This window comes from Delftia acidovorans SPH-1, assembly GCF_000018665.1.
GTDB classification, from domain to species: domain Bacteria; phylum Pseudomonadota; class Gammaproteobacteria; order Burkholderiales; family Burkholderiaceae_C; genus Comamonas; species Comamonas acidovorans.
Map to the genome: position 1 here is coordinate 4,206,752 of NC_010002.1, position 20,007 is coordinate 4,226,758.

Annotated in this window: 16 protein-coding genes; 6 read left to right on the forward strand and 10 right to left on the reverse strand. The window is 67.0% G+C overall.

The window, feature by feature from the left end; translation table 11 throughout:
• Positions 1–24: 24 nt before the first annotated feature.
• From DACI_RS19190 to DACI_RS19205, 4 genes are all read right to left on the reverse strand, one after another.
• Positions 25–2,100, reverse strand: a complete 2,076-nt coding sequence (locus DACI_RS19190) for a hypothetical protein (RefSeq protein ID WP_012205645.1) — start codon at positions 2,098–2,100, stop codon at positions 25–27.
• Positions 2,101–2,198: 98 nt separating this feature from the next.
• Positions 2,199–2,867, reverse strand: coding sequence for a hypothetical protein (locus DACI_RS19195; protein ID WP_012205646.1), 669 nt, complete (start codon positions 2,865–2,867; stop codon positions 2,199–2,201).
• A 74-nt stretch (positions 2,868–2,941) separates the two neighbouring features.
• The gene (locus DACI_RS19200) at positions 2,942–3,652 is read right to left on the reverse strand and encodes a PspA/IM30 family protein (protein WP_012205647.1); all 711 of its coding nucleotides are present in this window, start codon (positions 3,650–3,652) and stop codon (positions 2,942–2,944) included.
• A gap of 41 nt (positions 3,653–3,693) precedes the next feature.
• Complete coding sequence (locus tag DACI_RS19205; RefSeq protein ID WP_225970961.1) at positions 3,694–4,176, reverse strand: YjfI family protein; 483 nt, start codon at positions 4,174–4,176, stop codon at positions 3,694–3,696.
• A 440-nt stretch (positions 4,177–4,616) separates the two neighbouring features.
• Here DACI_RS19205 and DACI_RS19210 point away from each other — a divergent pair, with 440 nt between their 5' ends.
• The 4 genes from DACI_RS19210 (at position 4,617) to DACI_RS19225 (ending at position 9,808) form a co-directional block, all read left to right on the forward strand.
• A complete protein-coding gene (locus DACI_RS19210) occupies positions 4,617–7,250 on the forward strand; it encodes a bifunctional diguanylate cyclase/phosphodiesterase (RefSeq protein WP_012205649.1) in 2,634 nt (877 codons plus the stop codon).
• Positions 7,251–7,407: 157 nt separating this feature from the next.
• Positions 7,408–8,415 (forward strand): diacylglycerol/lipid kinase family protein, encoded by a 1,008-nt coding sequence (locus tag DACI_RS19215; protein WP_012205650.1) that lies wholly within the window; start codon positions 7,408–7,410, stop codon positions 8,413–8,415.
• Positions 8,416–8,438: 23 nt separating this feature from the next.
• Positions 8,439–9,254: a metallophosphoesterase family protein gene (locus tag DACI_RS19220; protein WP_012205651.1), complete on the forward strand. Its 816-nt coding sequence runs from the start codon at positions 8,439–8,441 to the stop codon at positions 9,252–9,254.
• A 185-nt stretch (positions 9,255–9,439) separates the two neighbouring features.
• A complete protein-coding gene (locus DACI_RS19225; RefSeq protein ID WP_012205652.1) occupies positions 9,440–9,808 on the forward strand; it encodes a response regulator in 369 nt (122 codons plus the stop codon).
• Between the two features lie 45 nt (positions 9,809–9,853).
• Here the strand turns inward: DACI_RS19225 and DACI_RS19230 are convergent, their stop codons facing one another.
• Genes DACI_RS19230 through DACI_RS19245 form a run of 4 tightly spaced genes read right to left on the reverse strand, consistent with a single transcriptional unit; the run spans position 9,854 to position 16,033 of the window.
• A complete protein-coding gene (locus tag DACI_RS19230; protein ID WP_192812292.1) occupies positions 9,854–10,984 on the reverse strand; it encodes a hybrid sensor histidine kinase/response regulator in 1,131 nt (376 codons plus the stop codon).
• A 48-nt stretch (positions 10,985–11,032) separates the two neighbouring features.
• Positions 11,033–11,647 carry a chemotaxis protein CheB gene (locus DACI_RS19235; RefSeq protein WP_012205654.1) on the reverse strand — a complete coding sequence of 205 codons (615 nt, stop codon included), beginning with the start codon at positions 11,645–11,647 and terminating at the stop codon, positions 11,033–11,035.
• The gene (locus DACI_RS19240) at positions 11,647–12,486 is read right to left on the reverse strand and encodes a CheR family methyltransferase (protein ID WP_012205655.1); all 840 of its coding nucleotides are present in this window, start codon (positions 12,484–12,486) and stop codon (positions 11,647–11,649) included. The genes DACI_RS19235 and DACI_RS19240 overlap by 1 nt, the downstream gene beginning before the upstream one ends.
• 13 nt (positions 12,487–12,499) lie before the next feature.
• Positions 12,500–16,033 carry a response regulator gene (locus DACI_RS19245; protein WP_012205656.1) on the reverse strand — a complete coding sequence of 1,178 codons (3,534 nt, stop codon included), beginning with the start codon at positions 16,031–16,033 and terminating at the stop codon, positions 12,500–12,502.
• Between the two features lie 217 nt (positions 16,034–16,250).
• Between DACI_RS19245 and DACI_RS19250 the strand changes: the two genes are divergently transcribed.
• Positions 16,251–16,640, forward strand: coding sequence for a hypothetical protein (locus DACI_RS19250; RefSeq protein ID WP_012205657.1), 390 nt, complete (start codon positions 16,251–16,253; stop codon positions 16,638–16,640).
• 106 nt (positions 16,641–16,746) lie between these two features.
• Positions 16,747–17,154, forward strand: coding sequence for a hypothetical protein (locus tag DACI_RS19255; protein ID WP_012205658.1), 408 nt, complete (start codon positions 16,747–16,749; stop codon positions 17,152–17,154).
• A 46-nt stretch (positions 17,155–17,200) separates the two neighbouring features.
• On the opposite strand, the gene DACI_RS19260 is transcribed toward DACI_RS19255, so the two are convergent.
• Positions 17,201–18,988: a methyl-accepting chemotaxis protein gene (locus DACI_RS19260; protein ID WP_012205659.1), complete on the reverse strand. Its 1,788-nt coding sequence runs from the start codon at positions 18,986–18,988 to the stop codon at positions 17,201–17,203.
• 41 nt (positions 18,989–19,029) lie between these two features.
• On the reverse strand, positions 19,030–19,866 hold the full coding sequence (gene fliD / locus DACI_RS19265; protein ID WP_012205660.1) for a flagellar filament capping protein FliD: 837 nt from the start codon (positions 19,864–19,866) through the stop codon (positions 19,030–19,032).
• Positions 19,867–20,007: the final 141 nt, after the last annotated feature.

The window sequence follows — 20,007 nt, forward strand, 5'->3', positions numbered from 1 at the left end:
GGAGCGGCCGGGCGGCCGCCCCGTTCAGTCGACCCTCTGCGTGGGCGGCAGGCCCTTGCCGTCGCCCAGCGCGTTCAGCAGCGATGCGCCGCCCTTGCCGCTGAGGAACTTGCTGATCAGGTCCTGCACGATGGGGCTCTTGCCCGCCACGCCTTCCACGGCCTTGCCCACGGACAGCGCCTTGGCGAAGTTGTCGAAGAAGGCGCCCTCGCCGCCCACGATGTCGATGTTGGCCTTGCTGAGTGCGGCCGACAGCACCTCGGACTGGTCCTTGGCCACGCTCTTGTTGGCCTCGATGGCGGCCAGCGCCTGCTCGAAGTTCTTTTCCAGCTGCATGCGGAACTCCTCATGCGAGCGCGCCTGGTCGGACAGCGAGGCCAGCGCGGTGAACTTCTCGGTCAGGCCCTTGGCCTCGGCGAAGAGCTTGTCGCGCAGCACATCGGCCTCGGACATGCCCACGTCGCGCGTGACCGTGGCCTTGGTGGCGCCCACCTGGGCCTCGCCGCGTGCCTGGGCCAGCAGGCGTTCTTCCAGCACCTTGGCATCGGCCAGGCCCTGCTTTTCGTTGGCGTCGGCCGTGGCCTCGATGACGCGCGCCTCGGCCAGGCCCTTTTCCTGATGGCCCTTGGCTTCGGCCATCAGCTTCTCGGCAATCACGCGGGCCTGGGCCAGGCCTTCCTTTTCCAGGGCGGCGGCGGTGACTTCGCGCACCTTGGCATCGGCCAGGCCGGGCGCGGCGCGCTCGACCTCGATGGCCTCGGCCAGCTTCTTCTTGGCTTCGGCGGTCTTGCTGGCCGCTTCCAGCTCGGCCTGGGCCATGGTCGTGACTTCCACGGCCTTGTGGCGCGAGGAAGCCTCTTCGGCCTCGGCCTTCTTGACCTGGCGCACCATGTCTTCCTCGGCCTGGGCCTGGGCGGTCAGCACGGTGACCTGCTTCATGCGCTCGGCCTCGGAGACGACGCGCACTTCCTTGATGCGTTCCTCTTCCTGGGCCACGGACTTTTCCACCACCACGCGCTCGCGCACCACGTTGGCGATGTTGGCCTTCTCGACCTCGATGGCCTTTTCCTTCTCGATGCGCTGCAGCTCCACCTCGCGCTGGCGGGCCACGATCTCCAGCTCCTTGGCGCGCGTGACCTTCTCGACCTCGATCACCACGGCACGCTCACGGTTTTGCTGGGCCACGGCCACTTCGCGCTGGCGGTTTTCCTCGCGGATGTCCAGTTGCTCCTGGGTCTGGATGCGGGCCTGCTCGGCCTTCAGGCGCTCTTCTTCCTGCACCTTCTGGGTTTCGGCCTGCTCGCGCGCCTGGATGGTGGCGATCTCGCGCTTTTGGCGCGCCTCGGCATCGGCCTGCTGGCGCTCCAGCGCCAGCATGGCTTCCTTGGTCTCCACGTTCTTCTTGGTGATGGCCAGGTCCGAGTTGCGCTCCAGTTCGTTGGTGACGATGTTCTGGTTGGCCGTCAGCTCGGTGATCTTGCGGATGCCCTCGGCGTCCAGGATGTTGTTGGGGTCCAGCGAGGACTTGGGCGTCTGCTCCAGGTAGTCGATGGCCACGTCCTCCAGCACATAGCCGTTGAGGTCGTTGCCGATGACATGGATGATCTGGTCACGGAAATCCTGGCGGTTCTCGAACAGCTTGACGAACTCGATCTGCTTGCCCACGGTCTTGAGCGCCTCGGAGAACTTGGCGTTGAACAGCTCGTTGACGGCCGTCTTGTCCGAGGCCCGGTCCACGCCGATGGCCTTGGCCACCTTGAGCACGTCTTCCGCCGTTTCATTGACGCGCAGGTAGAAGGCCACGGTGATGTCGGCGCGCATGTTGTCGCGGCAGATCAGGCCTTCCTTGCCGCGCCGGTCGATCTCCAGCGTCAGCAGCGAGATCTGCATGAATTCCTTCTTGTGGATCACCGGCAGCACCAGGCCGCCCGTGAACTTGACCTTGGGCTGCGACGTGGTGTCGTTGATGATCAGCGCCGTGCCCTGCGGAACCTTGATGTAGAAGGCCTTGACCAGGGCGAACAGCCCGAGGATGACGACGAAGACGGAACCGATCACCACCCCGGCGACGATGTACCACTCCATGTTGCTCATGTTCATGCGAATCTCCCCTGTGAATTGCTATCTGTGAAAACGCTGAAAAAACGGAAAGGCCGCGCCCGCCGAACGGACGCTCGGGCCTTGTGGGAATCCCGGAACTAGCGCGGCAGCTCGGTGCCGTCGAACTCGGCCTTGCTGACCACGCGCCAGGCGTTGTGCTCGGGCAGGTGCTCGATGAGCACGATCTCGGTGCCCCGGCCCAGTGCGCGCTCGGGCGAGCGCATCTGCACGTTCAGGCCCGCGCCGCCGTCCTCGACACTGCCGTAGCCCTGCGTGCCGTCCACCACGGCGCTGCGCACCAGGCCGGTTCGGCCCAGCAGCACCTTGGGCTCCTCTGCAGGCGCCACCTTGTTGACGATGCCCCGCAGCGGGCGCAGCAGCAGCACGGTGGAGGCAAAGCCCAGCACCATGGCTGCCGCAGCCACCAGGGAGCCGGTCAGCAGGTTCACCAGGGTCCAGCCCTGGGGCATGGGCACGAAATGGCACAGCACATACGAGGCAAGCCAGGACATCAGGAACAGCGCGGTGAGGATGACCGTGAGCGGAATGCCGCCCAGGCCCACCTTGAGCAGCAGCCCGGCCAGCGCGCTGACCGAATGCTCCACGCCGTGCGCATGGTCGCTGCCGTCGAACAGCACCCAGTGGTCCAGCGAGTCCACCTCCAGCAGGCCCAGCATGGCGATCAGCCAGTACAGCAGCATGAACAGCAGCAAGGCGCCAAAGATGAAAGTCGGAAAGCCAAACGCGTATTGCAGGAACGCAGACATGTTTTTCCCCTCCCCTCAAATCCGGCAGCCGAGGCGGCAGGCCTGGCAGTGCCTGCCTGGACAACGGCCGCGCATCAAGCGTTTTTTCCGCCAGTTGCGGCGCGCTGCGCCTTCAGGCGTTCCAGCACCGATTGCGCATTGCCCGCCTGGGGCGTGATGCCAGCAGCGCGCAGCTTGGCATCCAGCGCATCTTCGCTGCTGTCGCGCGCCAGCTCGGCCGCGCTTTCCATGCGCGCACCGCGCTCGGCCTGCTTTTGCTTGATGCGCTCCAGAGAATCCAGTGCGCTTTGCACGCGCGTCTGCGAGCCTGCATAGCGGCCGGCCACCGTGGCCTGGGCGCGCTGCACGCTTTCCGTGGCCTTGACCGTGTCGGCCTGCTGCTTGAGGCGCTTGATATGCGTTTGCGCCGTCTGTATGGCCACGCGCAGCTGCTCCACGCTTTGCGTGTAGGCGTCCAGCTGGGATTGCTCCTCGTCGCGCTGGGTCTCCAGCACGGAGACCTTGCCGGCCACTTCCAGCGCCAGCGCCTCGTCGCTGGTGTCCAGCGCCTTGACGGCATAGCCCTCGTACTCGGCAATGCGTTCCTGGGTCTGCTTGAGCTTGCCGGCCGCCAGCTTTTGCTTGGCCATGATGTCGGCCAGCGCTTCCTTGGACTTGTTCAGGTCGCTGTCGGCATCGCGGATTTCCTGGTCCAGGATGCGCAGGGCCTGGCTGTCGGTCACCGCCTCGCCGGCCTCGTGGGCGGCGCCGCGCAACGCTGTCACCAGCTTGTTCCAGATGGTCATGATGATCTCCTAGGGGCTCAGTGTCTTCAACGGGCGGGGCGTCAGGCCTGCGCGGATGCGGGTGCGGATGCGGATGTGGGCACCGGCGTCAGGTAGTGGGCCAGCGCCTCGGTGGCCTGGATGACGCTGTCGGCCAGGGTCAGGATCTCGGCAATGATGTCGCCCTCGCTGCTGCTGGCGTGCAGGGCGGCGAACATCACGTAGCCCTCGCCACCGTGGGCCTGGGGTTCCAGCGCCATCGTGGTGAAGGGAAACAGTTTTTGCAGGCGCAGCATCTGCTCGTTGAGGCCGGCGCGGTCGTGCACCTGGTCGGCGGGCCACAGAAAGGCCTCCACCACCAATTGGTCGCCCGAGAGCGCCACATGCACCGGCAGATCGCCGAATTCGGGCAGGCTGACCAGCAAACTTGCGTCTGCGCCTTCCAGCACCTCGATATGGAGCCGGCCGCCCTGCACCAGTGCCGATTGCTGCAGATCGCCCGCCAAGGCGTGAATATCCCGATATGCCTGTCTGCTGTTGTCCATGCCGCCCTCCTTGTGGATGAGAACCATTGATTCCGGTTGCAATCCCGGCACGCGCATTTGCTTTTCCAATTGCTGCAATGCCGCGCCGTACTCTGGAAGAATCCAGACCTCCTTTTTCACCAGCCCCTGTTCGCGCAGCCGTTGCCGGTGCAGGCGCTGGTAATGGGCTGATGTCTTTTGTTCCATGCGGATACCATAGCGACCATTACATGTGATGTCTACATGTAATGGCGATCAATTTGTAAACGGATATGTAAACCGAGTGGCGCAATGGCCGGCTTTGCGCAGGCCACGGCCCGCCTTTGCGTTCTGGCAAATCACCATCAAGAATTCATTTTTTCTACCGGAAACCATTTATCAACAAATTTTCCTATCAACCACGGGAGCGCCCAGGGGCGGACTGCTTCGGGGGCGGTGCAGGGCTGCGAAGGCACTGCACAATGGCCGCTGTCGCAGGCAGATCCGGCCCTTGGCTGCCCGGCGCACGCTACGGAAACCTCTGCATGCCCGCCTTCAGGCTCTCACTTCGCACGGCAGTCACAGCCCCCTTCATAGCGGTGTTCGTGGTCACGGCCGGGCTATTGGCGGCATGGCAGCAGCGCCAGGTGGACCAACTCATCAACCGCGAAAGCCTGCGGCTGCTCGACTCCCTGTCCACCACCACGCGCCACCAATTGGCCGATTACCTGGAGACCCCGCTGCGCGTGCAGCAGGCCCTGGCCGAGACCGTGGCCCGGCAGGCGCTCTACACCCCCGGCGACCTGCGCCCCATCTATGACTATCTGACACGCTCATTCACCGAGCTGTATGCCCAGCACCACCAGATCAGCCTGTTGAGCTTTGGCGGCGTACAAGGTGAATACACGGGCGTGCGGCTGGAGCCCGATGGCCGCTACCGCCTGATTCTTCAGGACCGCAGCACCCAGGGCGCCCTGCAGATCTTCGAGGGGCTGGAGCCCGGCCCGCCCATGTCCAGCCTTGCCGGCTACGACCCCCGCGTGCGCCCCTGGTACCAGCCTGCCATCCACAAAGACGGCCCGCACTGGTCGCCCATCTACACGGTGACTGGCGACCGGGGCGACACCACGATTTCCGCATCCACGTCCGTGCGGGTGTCCGGCCAGCTGGCCGGCGTGGTGGCCGCCGATGTGCGGCTGAGCAGCATGAACCGCTTTCTGCGCGATGAGCCCTTGCGTGGCAACGGCCATATCGCCGTGGTCGACGCACAGGGCTACATGGTGGCGCACTCGTCCGAGCTGTCGGTGCTGAAACGGCGCGAAGGCCCCTATGACCCACCCGTGCGCCTGCGGCTGTCCGAAAGTCCCGATCTTGCGCTGCGCAGCCTGGCCGCCCTGTTGCCTGCGCATCTGAGCGCGGATTCATCGGCGCCAGCGGGTCCCGAGAAAACCATCAACCTGAGCTTCAAGGAACAGGGGCAGATCTACCACGGCCAGGTCACCGCATTCCACGATGCACGCGGCATCGACTGGCGGATCCTGGTGCTGCAGCCCGAATCCGATCTGGTCAGCAGCATGCGGGCGGACAGCCGCCATGCGCTGGTCCTCGCTTTCGGCCTGGCCTTGCTGGGACTGGGGCTGGGCGTGTGGTGCCTGCGCCGGGCGCTGCGCCCCCTGGCGGTGACGGCCGATGCGGCCAACCGCCTGGCCAAGGGCGACTGGAGCGCGGTAGGGGCGCTGCCGGATACGTCCCTGGTCGAGACATCGTCCCTGGTCTCGGCCTTCCACAACATGGCGCAGCGGCTGCAGGAATCGTTCGAGCACATGCGCACCCTGCTGCAGTACGACAGCCTGACGCAGCTGCTCACGCGCGCCGGCCTGATCGAGCAGGCCGATGCGGCGGCAGCCGCCAACACGCCCTGCCCTGCCGCGCTGTGCCTGCTGGAGCTGCAGAATTTCCGCAGCGTCCGCGACGATGTGGGCCACGGCACGGGCGAGCAGTTGCTGCGGGCCGTGGCCGAGCGGCTGCGCAACCACCATCTGCAGTTTCCTGCCCTGCTGGCGCGCACGGCCAGCAACGAGTTCGCCATGCTGTGGCTGCATGACTGCACGCCGCAGCAGATGCAGGACAAATGCCGCCATCTGCTGGAAATCTTCGACCAGCCATTTTCCGTGGGCAAGGACGACATCGTGCTGCGCGCCTGCGCGGGCGCCGTCAGCGGCGAGCTGCTGCCGGGCGTGCTGCCCGAGTGGCTGCGCAACGCCAGCATTGCGCTGGGTGAGGCGCAGCGCGGCTCGCACCCCTTCCTGCTGTTCGAGCCCAGCCTGGCGCAGAAAATGCTGGGCCGCACGCAGCTGGCCATGGAGCTGCGCCAGGCGGTGGAGCGCAACGAGCTGCGCGTGTTCTACCAGCCCGTGGTGGACCTGGCCACAGGCAGCATGGTCGGCGCCGAGGCCCTGGTGCGCTGGAACAGCCCGACGCGCGGCATGGTGCCGCCCGGCGTCTTCATTCCGGTGGCCGAGGAGTCGGACCTGATCCTGAGCGTGGGCGAATGGGTGCTGCGCACGGCGGCGCACGACATCGCCTCCCACCTGCCCCGGCTGCCCGCTGACTTCGAGCTGCACGTCAACATGTCGGCACGCGAGCTCATCCAGTCCGACTTCGCCTCCACGCTGGAGCAGGCACTGGCCACCAGCGGCCTGCCCGCCCGGCTGCTGACCCTGGAGCTGACGGAGTCCATGCTGCTGGACGACAGCGACGCCACGCTGCAGCGCATTGCCGCCATCCGCGCGCTGGGCGTGAAGATCGCCATTGACGACTTCGGCACCGGCTACTCCTCCCTGGCCTATCTCAGCCGCCTGCGCTTTGACTGCATCAAGATCGACCAGAGCTTCGTCGGCCAGTTGCCGGAGTCCGAATCCGACAAGTCCATCGTGACCGCCGTGCTGCGCATCGCCCAGGGCTTCGGCGTCAAGGTCGTGGCCGAAGGCGTGGAGGAGCAGGCCCAGGCCAAGCTGCTGCATGCCCTGGGCTGCAAGCATGCACAGGGCTATCTGTTCGAGCGGCCGGTGCCGCTGGCGCAGATGCTGGAGTACCGCGCTCCCTGGCATGAGTGAGCCACCAGTGAGCCACCAGGGAGTCGCTGGTGAGCCGCTGCTGCCTTGTGGTGCCCTGCCTGTCGGCTTTGGCTGACGTGTGCCGCTTGCATGATCCGGTGCACATGCAGGTGCAATCCACGAAACAATCGGCGCCTGTTCCAGCCTCCCGCCTTCCATGACGCCCACCTATTCCGAGAGCCAGCCGCCCCCGCCCCGTCTGGACCCCGCCGGCCCCATCCACCTGATCGTGCCCCTGCGCCCAGGCGCCGACCTGGAACAGCTGCGCGCCCGCCTCACCAGCGTGCCCGCGCTGCAGCAGCGCAGCGTTCAGTGGCATGTGCCTGGCGCACGCGCCGACATCGTGCACCTGGCCGCCCGCGCCGTGGACAGGGCCAGCCAGGATGGCGGCCTGGTCGTGGCCGCCGGCGGTGACGGCACCATCAATGCGGTGGCCGCCGCAGCCTGGGCGCGGGGCGTGCCCATGGGCGTGGTTCCGCTGGGCACCTTCAACTACTTCGCCCGCGAGCAGGCGCTGTCGCTGGACCCCGCCCAGGCCGTGCAGGACATTCTTCAGGCATTGCAGGCCGGCCAGATGCGGCCCGTGAACGTGGGCCTGGTCAACGAACGCCTGTTTCTGGTGAACGCCAGCCTGGGCCTGTACCCGCGCCTGCTGGACGAACGTGAGCGCGCGTCCACACGCTTTGGCCGCACGCGGCTGGTGGCCATTGCGGCCTCCATCTGGAGCATTCTTCGCGGTGGCAGCGCGCGCCGCTGGCGCATCGCCCTGCGCTCCGACCGCCAGGCGCCGCTGCAGCAGCAGGAGCACCTGGCCAGCACACTGTTCGTTGGCAACAACCCGATGCAGTTGGAGCGCGTGGGCATTGCCGAAGCCCGCGCCGTGGCCGACGGCCAGCATCTGGCCGCCGTGCTGCTGCTGCCACAGGCCAGCGAGGCCCCGGCGCGCGTGGTCTGGAATGCCGTCTTGGGACGGCTGGCGCAGGACGATGCCGTGGCCAGCCTGGCCTGCACCGAGCTGGTGGCAGAGCCCGCAGGCCGGCGCCCGCGGCGCCTGAAGGTGGCCTTTGATGGCGAGCGCGAATGGATGGCGCCGCCCATTCGTTTTCGCCTGGGCGAGAAGCCGCTGTGGCTGGTCGTGCCGGGTGAGGCCGCTCCCTCCTCCTGATCATCAAGGGACAAGGAACGCCCATGGCTTTGCTCATGCATATGTCGGACCTGCATTTCGGCGCCCACGATCCGGCCGTGTGCGCCGCCGCGGCAAGACTGGCCGCACGTCTGCCCGTGGCGCTGCTGGTGGTCTCCGGCGACCTGACCCAGCGTGCCACGGCTGCACAGTTTGCCCAGGCGCGCGAGTTTCTCGATGCCCTTCCCGTACCGCGCCGCCTGGTCGTGCCGGGCAACCACGATCTGCCGTTGCTTGCCTGGTGGGAGCGGCTGGGCGGCCATGCCCATGATCGCTACGCCCGCTGGATCAGTGCCGAACTGCAGCCCTGGTGCGCAGAGCAGGGCTTTTGCGTGATTGGCGTGGACACCACGCGCTGGTGGCGCCACCAGCGCGGCAGCCTGTCGGCCAGCCAGATCCGGCAGGTGGCCCAAAGGCTGGCGCAGGCCAGCCCCGGCGACTGGCGCATTGTGGTCAGCCACCACCCGCTGGCAGCCGCCCATGCACAGGACCGCAGCCACCGCCCGCACCGCGCGGCGACGGCCCTGGCGGCCTGGCGCGACGCCGGAGCGCAGTTGATGCTGTCAGGCCATGGACATGACCCCGGCCTGGTCCAGCCGCTGCCGGGGCTGTGGGCGGCGCAGGCGGGCACTGCGGTATCGCTGCGGCTGCGCGCGCATGCGCCCAACAGCCTGTTCACGCTGGAGCAGCAGGAGGACTCCGCTGGACAGGGCCGGGCCTTGCGCCGCGAGCTCACGCGCTGGGACTATTCACGGCAGGCGGATGAATTCCTGCCCGTGCAAAAGCATGTTCTGGACCCGCCGCAGGCCTCCACCCGCTGAACGCGCGCAAACCGTGTTCTGGTGCTCTTCGTTGTATTGCACAATCCACCGCCTCGGCCTCCATGCAGGCGGCGGCAGAAAAGTTTGCATGCTGTCCTACGCGATGGCTGCCCGAGGGTGTGGATGATCAGCCCTCGTCAATGCTGCCTTTTTGATAGCAGCATGATGCACCGCAACAAAGAGATATGCGAATCCTGTACGTTGAAGACAATGCCGACCTGCGCGAAACCATTGGCCTGCTGATGGAGAGCGAATCACGCTTCGTGACCAGTTGCGCCACCGCCGAGCAGGCCCTGGAACTGGATGCGGCCCAGCCTTTCGACGTGGTGGTTTCCGATGTCAGCCTGCCCGGCCTGTCAGGCACCGACCTGGCGCGGCAGCTGCTGGAGGCCGATGCGCAGCGCTGGATCATCCTGTGCTCCGGCTACGACCTGGGCCCCTACCCCACGGCCTGGGGCCCCCATGTGCGGACCCTGCTCAAGCCCTTCGAGATCGAGGACCTGGAGACGCTGCTGGACTCCATCCAGGAAGCGCTCGGCAACCCCGCCCACTGAAGCGTTCGCGCTTTCGCGCCCCCCGGCGCCCCCCGGCTCCCGCCGTCACAGCACGGCCTTGGAGCCTCCCACCGCCGCCACGCGCGGCAACTCCACCCTGAAGCTGGTCACTCCGTCGGCGGAGCGCACATCGATGCGCCCGCCGTGCGAACGCACGATCTGGTGCGCAATGAACAGCCCCAGGCCCAGTCCCTGGTGCTGGCCGGGCCGGCGTTCACCACCGCGAAACGGGTTGAACAGCGTGGGCAGCAGTTCCGCGGGAATGGTGCCGCCGTTGCGCACCGTGATGGACACGCGATCGTCCTGGCGGCCATCGGCCGTCACCTGCACCGGCTGCGCGGGATCTCCGTGGTGCATGGCATTGCCCAGCAGGTTGGTCAGTACCTGGCACAGGCGTTCGCCATCCCAGATACCTTCCAGATTGCCCATCATCTCGCTTTCCAGGCGCCGCTCCGGAAAGCCCGTCTCCACCTCCTGCAGCGTGCGCTGCAGCAGCGTCTGCAGGCTGGCCGGCTGGGGCGACAGCGGCAGGCCTTCTGCCTGGCGGATGCGGGTCACGTCCAGCAGATCCTCGATCATGCGCGACATGCGCTGGCTGCTGCTGAGCATGCGCTCGGCCATGTTGGCCACCTTGCCGGGATCGGGCTGGCGCGTGAGCACGGTGGCCGCCGCCTTGATGGACTGCAGCGGCGTGCGCAGGTCGTGGCTGAGCACGGCCATGAACATCTCGTTGATGCGCAGCGCCTCGGTGCGCTCCTGCAGCTGCTGGGCCAGCGCCTGCTTGCGCTGGTGCAGCTCGAAGAACACGTTGGCCTTGGTGGTCAGCATGTGCGGGTCGATGGGCTTGTACAGAAAGTCCACGGCGCCGCTTTCATAGCCGCGGAACTGCCAGTTGTGCTCGCGCGAGCCCGCCGTCATGAAGATGAGCGGGATGTGGCGCGTGCGCTCGCTGCCGCGTATCAGCTCGGCCAGCTCGAAGCCGTTCATCTCGGGCATCTGCACGTCCAGCAGGGCCAGCGCCACATCGCCATGGTCGAGCAAAAGCTCCAGCGCCTCGGGGCCGGAATGCGCCTTGAGGAACTCGATGCCGTCGCGCTGCAGCAGCGCTTCGATGGCGATCAGATTCTCGGCAATGTCATCGACGATCAGGCATTTGACGCGATCTGTTTGGGACATGGATTCTCTCTCGGTATTTTGTCTGGTGGGAGCGCGCTGAATGGACATTCAAAGCCTCCCCTGGCCGTGCAGCGATGCGATGAGCGCGGCAATGCCCTGCGGCGCCAGCACCTGGGCCTGTGGCACGCGGGCCAGGGCCGCCCGCGGCATGGTCTGCATTGCGGCACTGTCTGGCGACTGCACCACGGCCAGGCCGCCGGCCGCGTGCACGCTGGCCATGCCCTGGGCGCCATCCTCGTTGGCGCCGGACAGAAGCACGGCCAGCAGGCGCTCGCCATAGCAGTCGGCAGCCGACTCGAACAGCACATCGATCGAGGGCCGCGAAAAATGCCAGGGCGCATCCAGCGACAGCGCCAGCCTGGGACCGCTGTCCACCAGCAGGTGGTAGTCGGCCGGCGCAAAGTACAGGCAGCCCGGCTCCAGCCATTGCTGGTCCTGCACCTCGCGCACCGGCAGGGCGCAGCGCGGCCCGAAAAGCTGGCCCAGCAGGCTGCGCCGGTCGCGCGGCAGGTGCAGTACCACCAGCACCGAAGCGCGCAGGCTGGCGGGCAGCGTGGGCAGCACCGCGGACAGCGCATCAAGCGCGCCGGCCGAGCCGCCGATCACGATGGCCTCGTAGGCTGTGGCGGCGTCGGAGGCGGGTGTGTTCGTGGTCGCGGGCATCACAGCCCGGCCCTCTTGCGGTAGATGCGGTCTTCGAGCACGAAGTCCTCGAAGGCCTCCGAATGCCCTGAAAACCGCAGCGACTCCTTGGAGCCCAACCCCAGGAACCCGCGATGGCACAGCGCATCGCGGAACAGGCCCAGCGCCCGGTCCTGCAGCTCGCGCTCGAAATAGATGAGCACATTGCGGCAGGACACCAGGTGCATCTCGGCGAACACGCTGTCGGTGGCCAGGCTGTGGTCGGAGAACACCATGTGCTCGCGCAGCCCCTTGTCGAAGACCACACGGCCATAGCGCGCCGTGTAGTAGTGCGACAGCGAGCTGTGCCCGCCCGAGCGCGCATGGTTGTCGGTGAATGCCGCCACGCGCGCCATGTCGAACACGCCCTGCTCTGCCGCCTTCAGCGCATGGGGATTGATGTCGGTGGCGTAGATCAGGGTGCGGTCCAGCAGGCCCTCTTCATGCAGCAGGATGGCCAGCGAATACACCTCTTCGCCCGCGCTGCAGCCGGCCACCCAGACCTTGAGCGAGGGATAGGTGCGCAGCAGCGGCACGACCTCGGTGCGCAGCGAGCGGAAGTAGGTCGGGTCGCGGAACATGTCGCTGACCTGAACCGTGAGGTACTCGAGCAGGGCCGGGAACACGCTTGTATCGTGCAGCACACGGTCCTGCAGCTGCGACAGCGTCTTGCAGTCGAACTGCACCAGGGCCGACTGCAGGCGCCGCTTGAGCGAGGCCTGGGCGTAGCCCCGGAAGTCATAGTGGTAGCGGTGGTAGATGGCGTCGATCAGCAGGCGCTGCTCGATGTCGGCGGTGCGGGCTTTTTTCAGCTGAGGCATCGCGTCCTCCTTGCTACTTGGGCATCCACACCCGCACCAGCGACAGCAGCTTCTCCACGTCCAGCGGCTTGGCGATGTAGTCGTTGGCACCGGCGGCCAGGCATTTCTCCTGGTCGTCCTTCATGGCCTTGGCGGTCAGGGCGATGATGGGCAGGCGGCGCCATTGCGGGCGGTTGCGGATCTCGCGCATGGCGGTGTAGCCGTCCATCTCGGGCATCATGATGTCCATCAGGACCAGGTCGATGCCGGCCTGCGCCGTGCCCCGCGCTTCCAGGGTTTCCAGCGCCTCGCGCCCGTTGCGCGCGATCTCCACGCGGATGCCCGTGGGCTCCAGGATGCTGGACAGCGCGAACACATTGCGCACATCGTCCTCCACCACCAGCACCGTGCGCCCTTCCAGCGCCGACTCGCGGCTGCGCGCCACCTGCAGCATCTGGCGGTGCTCGGCCGACAGCTCGGACTCCACCTGGTGCAGGAACAGCGTGACCTCGTCGAGCAGGCGCTCGGGCGAGCGCGCGTCCTTGATGATGATGGACTTGGAAAAGCGCCGCAGCTGCTGCTCTTCATCGCGCGAGAGCGCGCGGCCCGTGTAGACGATGACAGGCGGGAAGGAAACATCGTCCTGGTCCGTCATGCGCTGCAGCAGCTCGTAGCCGCTGATGTCGGGCAGGTTCAGGTCCATCACCATGCAGTCGAAGGTGGCGCCGCGCAGATGTTCCAGCGCCGCCGCCGCCGTGCCCGCGCAGACGATGTCCACGTCGCTGCGGCTGAGCAGGTGGCGCACGCTCTCGCGCTGGCGCTCGTCGTCCTCCACCACCAGCACGCGGCGCAGGTCCTGGGTGAACTTGGCCTCCAGCCGCTTCAGGGCATGGACCAGTTCCTCGCGCTTGACGGGCTTGAGTGCGTAGCCCACGGCGCCGCGCCCCATGGCCTCCTGCGAATAGTCGGCCACCGAGACCACGTGCACGGGAATGTGGCGCGTGACGGGGTTGCGCTTGAGCTGGTCCAGCACGCCCAGGCCCGAGAAATCGGGCAGGTTGATGTCCAGCACGATGGCGTTGGGCTGGTTGCTTGCCGCCATGGCCAGGCCGTCGGACGCGGTGCTGGCCACATCGCATTCGAAATCCATCTCGCGCGCGAGCTCGGAAAGAATGTCGGCAAAGCGCCGATCGTCCTCGATGACGAGGATGCGGCGCCCGCTCTGCCCGCTCTTTCGCAGGGCATCCGCGGCGGACGAGGTAGGCGACAGCATCGGCGCAGACATGGCTGGCGACATGGCCGGCGCGAACGCGGGCGCAGCCGGCGCGACATGGGCCGAGGCGACGGCGGGCACGGAAGCGGGCGATGACACCTGCGTCTGCGTCTGCTCATTCGCCAGCGATTCCCGCGCCGGGCGGGGCAGCGGCGCGGCAGCCAAGGCCTGGCCAGGCTCCACCAGCTCCAGGATCACAGGCACGGTCAGCGTGAACACGCTGCCCTGCCCCGGCGTGCTGGAGACGGTCAGCGTGCCGCCCAGCAGCCCGGCAAGATCACGTGAGATCGACAGGCCCAGGCCCGTTCCGCCGAACTTGCGATGCGTGCTGCCGTCCGCCTGGCGGAAGGCATCGAAGATGAATTGCTGCTGCTGCTCGGCAATGCCGATGCCGGTATCGCGCACGGCGAACGCCAGCATACCCCCGGGCACGCGGGACACCTGCAGGCCGACCGAGCCCTTGGCCGTGAACTTGAGCGCGTTGGACAGCAGGTTCTTGAGCACCTGGGCCAGCCGCATGGGGTCGGTCTGCATGGAGGCCGGCACGCCGGGGTCCACCGTCCATGTCAGCTCCAGGCCTTTCTCGCGGGCGATGGGGCGCAGCGGCTCCATCAGCGCCTGCAAGGCGGTGGCGATGGTCATGGGCTCCACCAGGACGCTGACCTGGCCGGCCTCGATCTTGGACAGGTCCAGGATGTCGTTGATCAGCGCCAGCAGGTCGCTGCCCGCCGCATGAATGGTCTGCGCGTACTTGACCTGATCGGCCTGCAGGTTGCCGGGCTTGTTGTCGGCCAGCAGCTTGGCGAGGATCAGCGTGGAATTCAGCGGCGTGCGCAGCTCGTGGCTCATGTTGGCCAGGAACTCGCTCTTGTACTGGCTGGCCAGTTCCAGCTCGTGCGCCTTGTCGGTCAGCGCACCCTGGGCGCGCAGCAGTTGCTCGCGCTGGTACTCCAGCTGCTGGGTCTGCTCCTCCAGATGGGCATTGGTCTGCTCCAGCTCGCTTTGCTGGTGCTCCATCTGCGTCTGCGACTCCTGCAGGATGCGGCTTTGCTGCTCCAGCTCCTCGTTGCTCACGCGCAGCTCTTCCTGCTGGGCCTGCAGCTCTTCCGACTGGCGGCGCGTTTCTTCCAGCAAGGTCTCAAGGCGCGAACGGTCCAGGCCCGAGCGGATGGCCACGGCCAGCATTTCGGACGCCCGCTCCAGCAGGCTGCGCTCTGCCTCGCTCACCCCGCGCAGAAAGCCCAGTTCGATGACGGCGAACACTTCGCCGTTCTCCATGGCGGGCGCCACCATCAGCTGCAACGGGCTGGACTGGCCGGTGCCCGAGGAAATCGGCAGGTGCTGCGCGGGCACGTCCCTGACATGCAGCAGCTTGCGCGAGGCGACCGCCTGGCCCGCCAGGCCCTCGCCGGGCAGCAGCTTGTGCTGCAGGCGCTCGCGCGGCAAGGCATAGCCGCCGAACAGGCGCAGACCGCCGTCGGCGCAGTCCACCACATAGCCGGCGCCCACCTCGGCGCGCAGGTAGGTGGCCAGGTATTCCAGTGCCTTCTGGCCCAGGTCTTCCAGCCGGCGGTCGCCCTGCAACTGCTGGCCCAGGCCGGACAGACCGGAAGTTACCCAAGACTGGCGCGCCTTGACGCGGTACTCGCGCACCGTCAGCGCAGCCGATGCCAGGATCAGGCCCAGCAAGATAAGGGAGCCGCCCCAGGAGTAGTACGTCGAGGTGGTGGATGCCTCCACCCACAGCTGGCGGCGCTGCTCCAGCTCACGGGTCTGGCGGGTGTAGAGATCATCGATCAGCTCGCGCAGCCGGTCCATGGCGTTCTTGCCCACGTCCAGGCGCACCAGGGCCATGGCGGCGTCCAGGTCGCCGGCCTTGCGCAAGTCTATGGTTTCCTGCAGCTCGCGCAGCTTCTGGGTCGAGATGTCCTCGATCTGGTCCAGCAGCCGGTGCTGGACGGAGTCGCTGGACGTGCGCGCCTTGAGCGCCTCCAGCTGCTTTTGCAGCACATCGCGCGCCTGCTGGTAGGGCTGCAGATAGGCCTGGTCACCCGTCAGCAGAAAGCCCCGCTGTCCGGTTTCGGCATCCTTGAGCGAGGCGTTGAGCTGGCTGAGCTGGCGCATGGCCAGCGTCGTGCGGTCCATGGCATTCACGGCCTGGCCTCGCGCCTCGGACGACCGGAAATTGACGAAGGCGATGACCAGGGTGGCCAGGGCCGCTGCACCAAAGCCTGCAACAAGCGTCCATGGAACGGCAAAGCGCTGGGTGGTCTGGTGGCTGGAAGATCGTGGCATGCAGTGGAATTTCTGGCGGAAATGGACGAAGGAATCCGCCAGGGACTGTAACGGTTTTGCGCGGCCCTCGGCAGCACTCGACCACACTCGGCCGCAGTCCGCGCTGGTTTCAGCGGTGCGCGACGCACGGCGCCACCACGGCAGCCGTTAACATGGCCCGATACTTTCCTTCCGACATCCCGCTGCGGTCGTCGGCCCACACTCCAGGAACCATTGCATGAAAACCTTTGCCCTCACCGTCGCATCGCTGGCCGCCGCCGCTTCGCTGGTGTCCACCAGCGCCAATGCCGCAGCGTCGATCTTCCTCAACGACACCATCGCCGCACGCATTCCCGCCAGGGACCTGCCCGACGCAAAGGCCGCCGTGGCCAAGGTGCTCAACGAGGCCGCCGACGGCTCCGTGACCGAATGGACCAGCGGCCCGAACCGTACCAACCAGCGCGTGACGATGGCCTTGCAGCCGCAGCAGACCGTGCAGACCGGCTCGGCCGGAAGCTGCCGCCTGCTGTCGGCCGACGTGCGCCTGAAAAAGACCTCGGAAAACTGGCGCTTCTGGTTCTGCAAGCAGTCCGATGGTTCGTGGAAGGCCAGCGGCAGCCAGCCCTGAGCAAGGATCGCGGTGGCCTGTCACCGGGAATCCGGCATGGACCTACGCCACCAGTCCTGGACACATGGGAGCATGTCGGCCGGAAGATCGACATCGGAGAACAACCATGCCCCATGAATTTGTGCAGGCCACGACACTCGCCAGACGGCTGGCCCTGGGCGTCGCCGCAACCTCTTTGCTGGCGCTGGCCGCCTGCTCGGGCGAGACCTCGTCAACGCGCGCGGGATTTCCCATGGCCGAAGTGCCGCGCTTCAACCAGCCCCCGCCGGACAAGCCCCTGCTGGGCCAGCCCGTGATCATGGCCGAGCAGGTCATGCCCCATGCCAAGGAGGATCCGCACGAGCCCTTGCCGCCAGCCGCGCCCCTGCCCGCCAAGGCGTCGGAGCCCGCAAGCGGCGCAGGAGCCACGAACAAGGAAGATGCCGGCGGCGTGAACCCTGCCGCCGGCCAGGCCGCTGCCATCTCCGATGGCCAGGGCGAGGGCTCCAAGTACCAACTGGGCGCCCCCAAGTAGCTGAACTCGGCCAAACCCGGCAGAACTCAACCGGAGCCGGGCGGACTCAGAACGAAGTCCAGTCCCCGTCGTCATTGCCCTTGGCCGCCACGGTCTGCCTGGCGGCAGGCAGCTTTGCGGCGGGCGCTGGGGCGGCAGATGCGCTGCGTGCGGCAGCAGCGGGTGCAGTGCCAGCAGCAGGGGCGGACGCGGCCAGCGGTCTGGCCGCAGGACGCATGGGCACTGCCGCAGAAGGCGCGCGCGCGGCAGGTACTGAAGACGAAGCCGCTCCTGTCCCTGCACGGGCCGGCGCCACGCCGTCGATGCGGAACACGCTCACGGCCGCTGCCAGCTGATTCACCTGGGATTTGAGCGAGCCGGTCGCAGCTGCTGCCTCCTCGACCAGCGCGGCATTCTGCTGGGTCACCGTGTCCATCTGCGAAATCGCCTGGTGCACCTGGTTGATGCCGCTGCTTTGCTCCTGGCTGGCGGCCGTGATCTCGGCCACCAGGTCGCTGACCTGCTGCACGCTTTGCACGATGCCGTCCATGGTGCGACCGGCCTCGGCCACCTGGCGCGTACCCGCGTCCACCTTGGACACGGAATCTGCAATGAGGTCCTTGATGTCCTTGGCAGCCGAGGCGCTGCGCTGGGCCAGCGCACGCACCTCGCCCGCCACCACGGCAAAGCCACGGCCCTGCTCACCGGCACGCGCCGCTTCCACGGCCGCGTTCAGCGCCAGGATGTTGGTCTGGAAGGCAATGGAGTCGATGACGCCGATGATGTCGGCAATCTTGCGGCTGGACTCGCTGATGCCGCCCATGGTGTCCACCACGCCCGCCACCACCTTGCCGCCCTGCACCGCAGTCTGCGATGCCGAAGCGGCCAGCTGATTGGCCTGGCGTGCGTTCTCGGCGTTCTGCTTGACCGTGCTGGTCAGCTCCTCCATGGCGGCAGCCGTCTGCTCCAGCGAGCTGGCCTGCTGCTCGGTGCGCGAGGACAGGTCCTGGTTGCCCGCATCGATCTCGCCCGAAGCCGTGGCGATGCTGTCCGCACCCGAGCGCACCTGCCCCACGACCTGGGCCAGGTTGTCGTTCATCTGGCGCAGCGCCTGCAGCAACTGGCCGGTTTCGTCGCGCGAATCAACGGTGATGCGGCTGGTCAGGTCGTTGTTGGCCACGGTGCGCGCCACGCGCAGGGCTTCGGCCAGCGGCCCGGTGATGCCGCGCGTGATCCACCATGCGGCCAGCGCGCCCAGCACCACCGCCAGGGACACCACGGCGATGATGGTGGCTCGGCTGGCAGAAAAGCGCACCTGCACTTCCGCGGCGGAGCTGTCTATGGCGGCGCGCTGCATGTCCAGCAGGCGCTGCACGATCTCTATATAGCGCTGCGTGGCGGGCTGGTACTCCTGGGTGAACAGGCGCTCGGCATCTTCTGCACGGCCTTCGGCCTTGGCCTTGGTCACCACGTCGCGGCCCGCCAGGTAGCCGGCGCGCGCCTTCTTGATCTCGACCCAGATGTCCTTTTCTTCCTGCGTCTGCAGCAGCGGCTCGATGCGGTCCTGCAGCTTGCTCGACTGGCGCGAGGACTCGGCCGCGTCTTCGGCAAAGAAGGTGGCCAGCGAGGGATCGCTGCTCTTGGCAATGGCCGTGGTCCGGCGCGAGCCCGAGTGGATGTTGCGGAACCAGTCGCTGATCATCCGCTCCTTGGCCAGGGCCACCTCGGTGATTTCCGTGGTCGAGCGGGCCATGTGCCCCATGCTGACGATGCTGGTGACACTGATCAACAGCATGATCAGCAAAAGAATGGTGAAGCCGCCTCCGAGACGGAGGCCGATGCGCAGGTTTTTCATGTTTTCCGGGAGCAGGATGCAGGGCGGGGATGGTGCCGAAATCAGTTCTTGAGGTAGGCGTCCAGCACCATGCGGTTCCAGTTGGCCGAACCGACCAGGGAGTCGCCCAGCTTCTCGGCCGTGGCAACCACCGCACTTTGCTGCTGCTGCAGCGTCTTGACCCGGTCACCCAGACTGGCCATGGACGAGCTGAGGCGGCTGCCCGTGGACAGCGCAGAGTTGGCGCTGTTCTCCACCGCCTTGCCAATGCCGGCCAGGGCCGAGGTCACGCCGGCGGCATCGGCGGCCATGGACTTTTCCAGGGCCTTGGCATCCACCGCCAGCGTGCCGTCCTGGCGCTGGACGATGCCGAGCTTGCCCAGGCTGGGCGCGGTCGCGCTGCCCGTGACACTCATGATGGCCGAGCGCAGCTCGCGCAGGGCGCGGGTGGCACCCACATCGGTGGAAGAGCCGGCCGCCGCACTCACGCTGCCCTTGGCAACGCTGGAGTTATAGCGCGCCACCAGCTTTTCCAGCGCGCCTTGCACCGACTGGGTGGTGCTGGTGGCCGAGAGCGCGGCCACATCCTTGCCCGCCGAGGCCAGGTCCACCAGGGATGACTTGAACTGCCCCAACGCCGACAGCGAAGTCGATCCCGCCTGGGCCTGGGCCGCAATGCGCTCGTGCGCCTTGGTCAGCGACGGCGCCAGCTTGCGCACCTTCTCCGCTTCGGTGGTCTCGGTCTTGGTGCTGTTGCTGTCCGTCTTGGTGGCGCTGGTCTCCGCAGCGCTCTTCTTGCCGGCCGAATCCGAAGCCGCCTGCGTCGTGCTGCTGTTGAGCTTGGATTGGGCGCGGGCCAGCAGGCTTTGCACGTTCAGGTTGTCGGTTCTGATGCTCATGTTCTCTTCCCTGTGAGTTGGCAGATGGCGCGGGCGCGAGGCCCGTCCACGGTTTGGCAGGAAGACTACCGGGACGCCGCCGCAGCGATGCGGGGAAAAGCAGGCCCCTTGCCCGCGACTTGCAGGCTTTGCTGCGCGGGA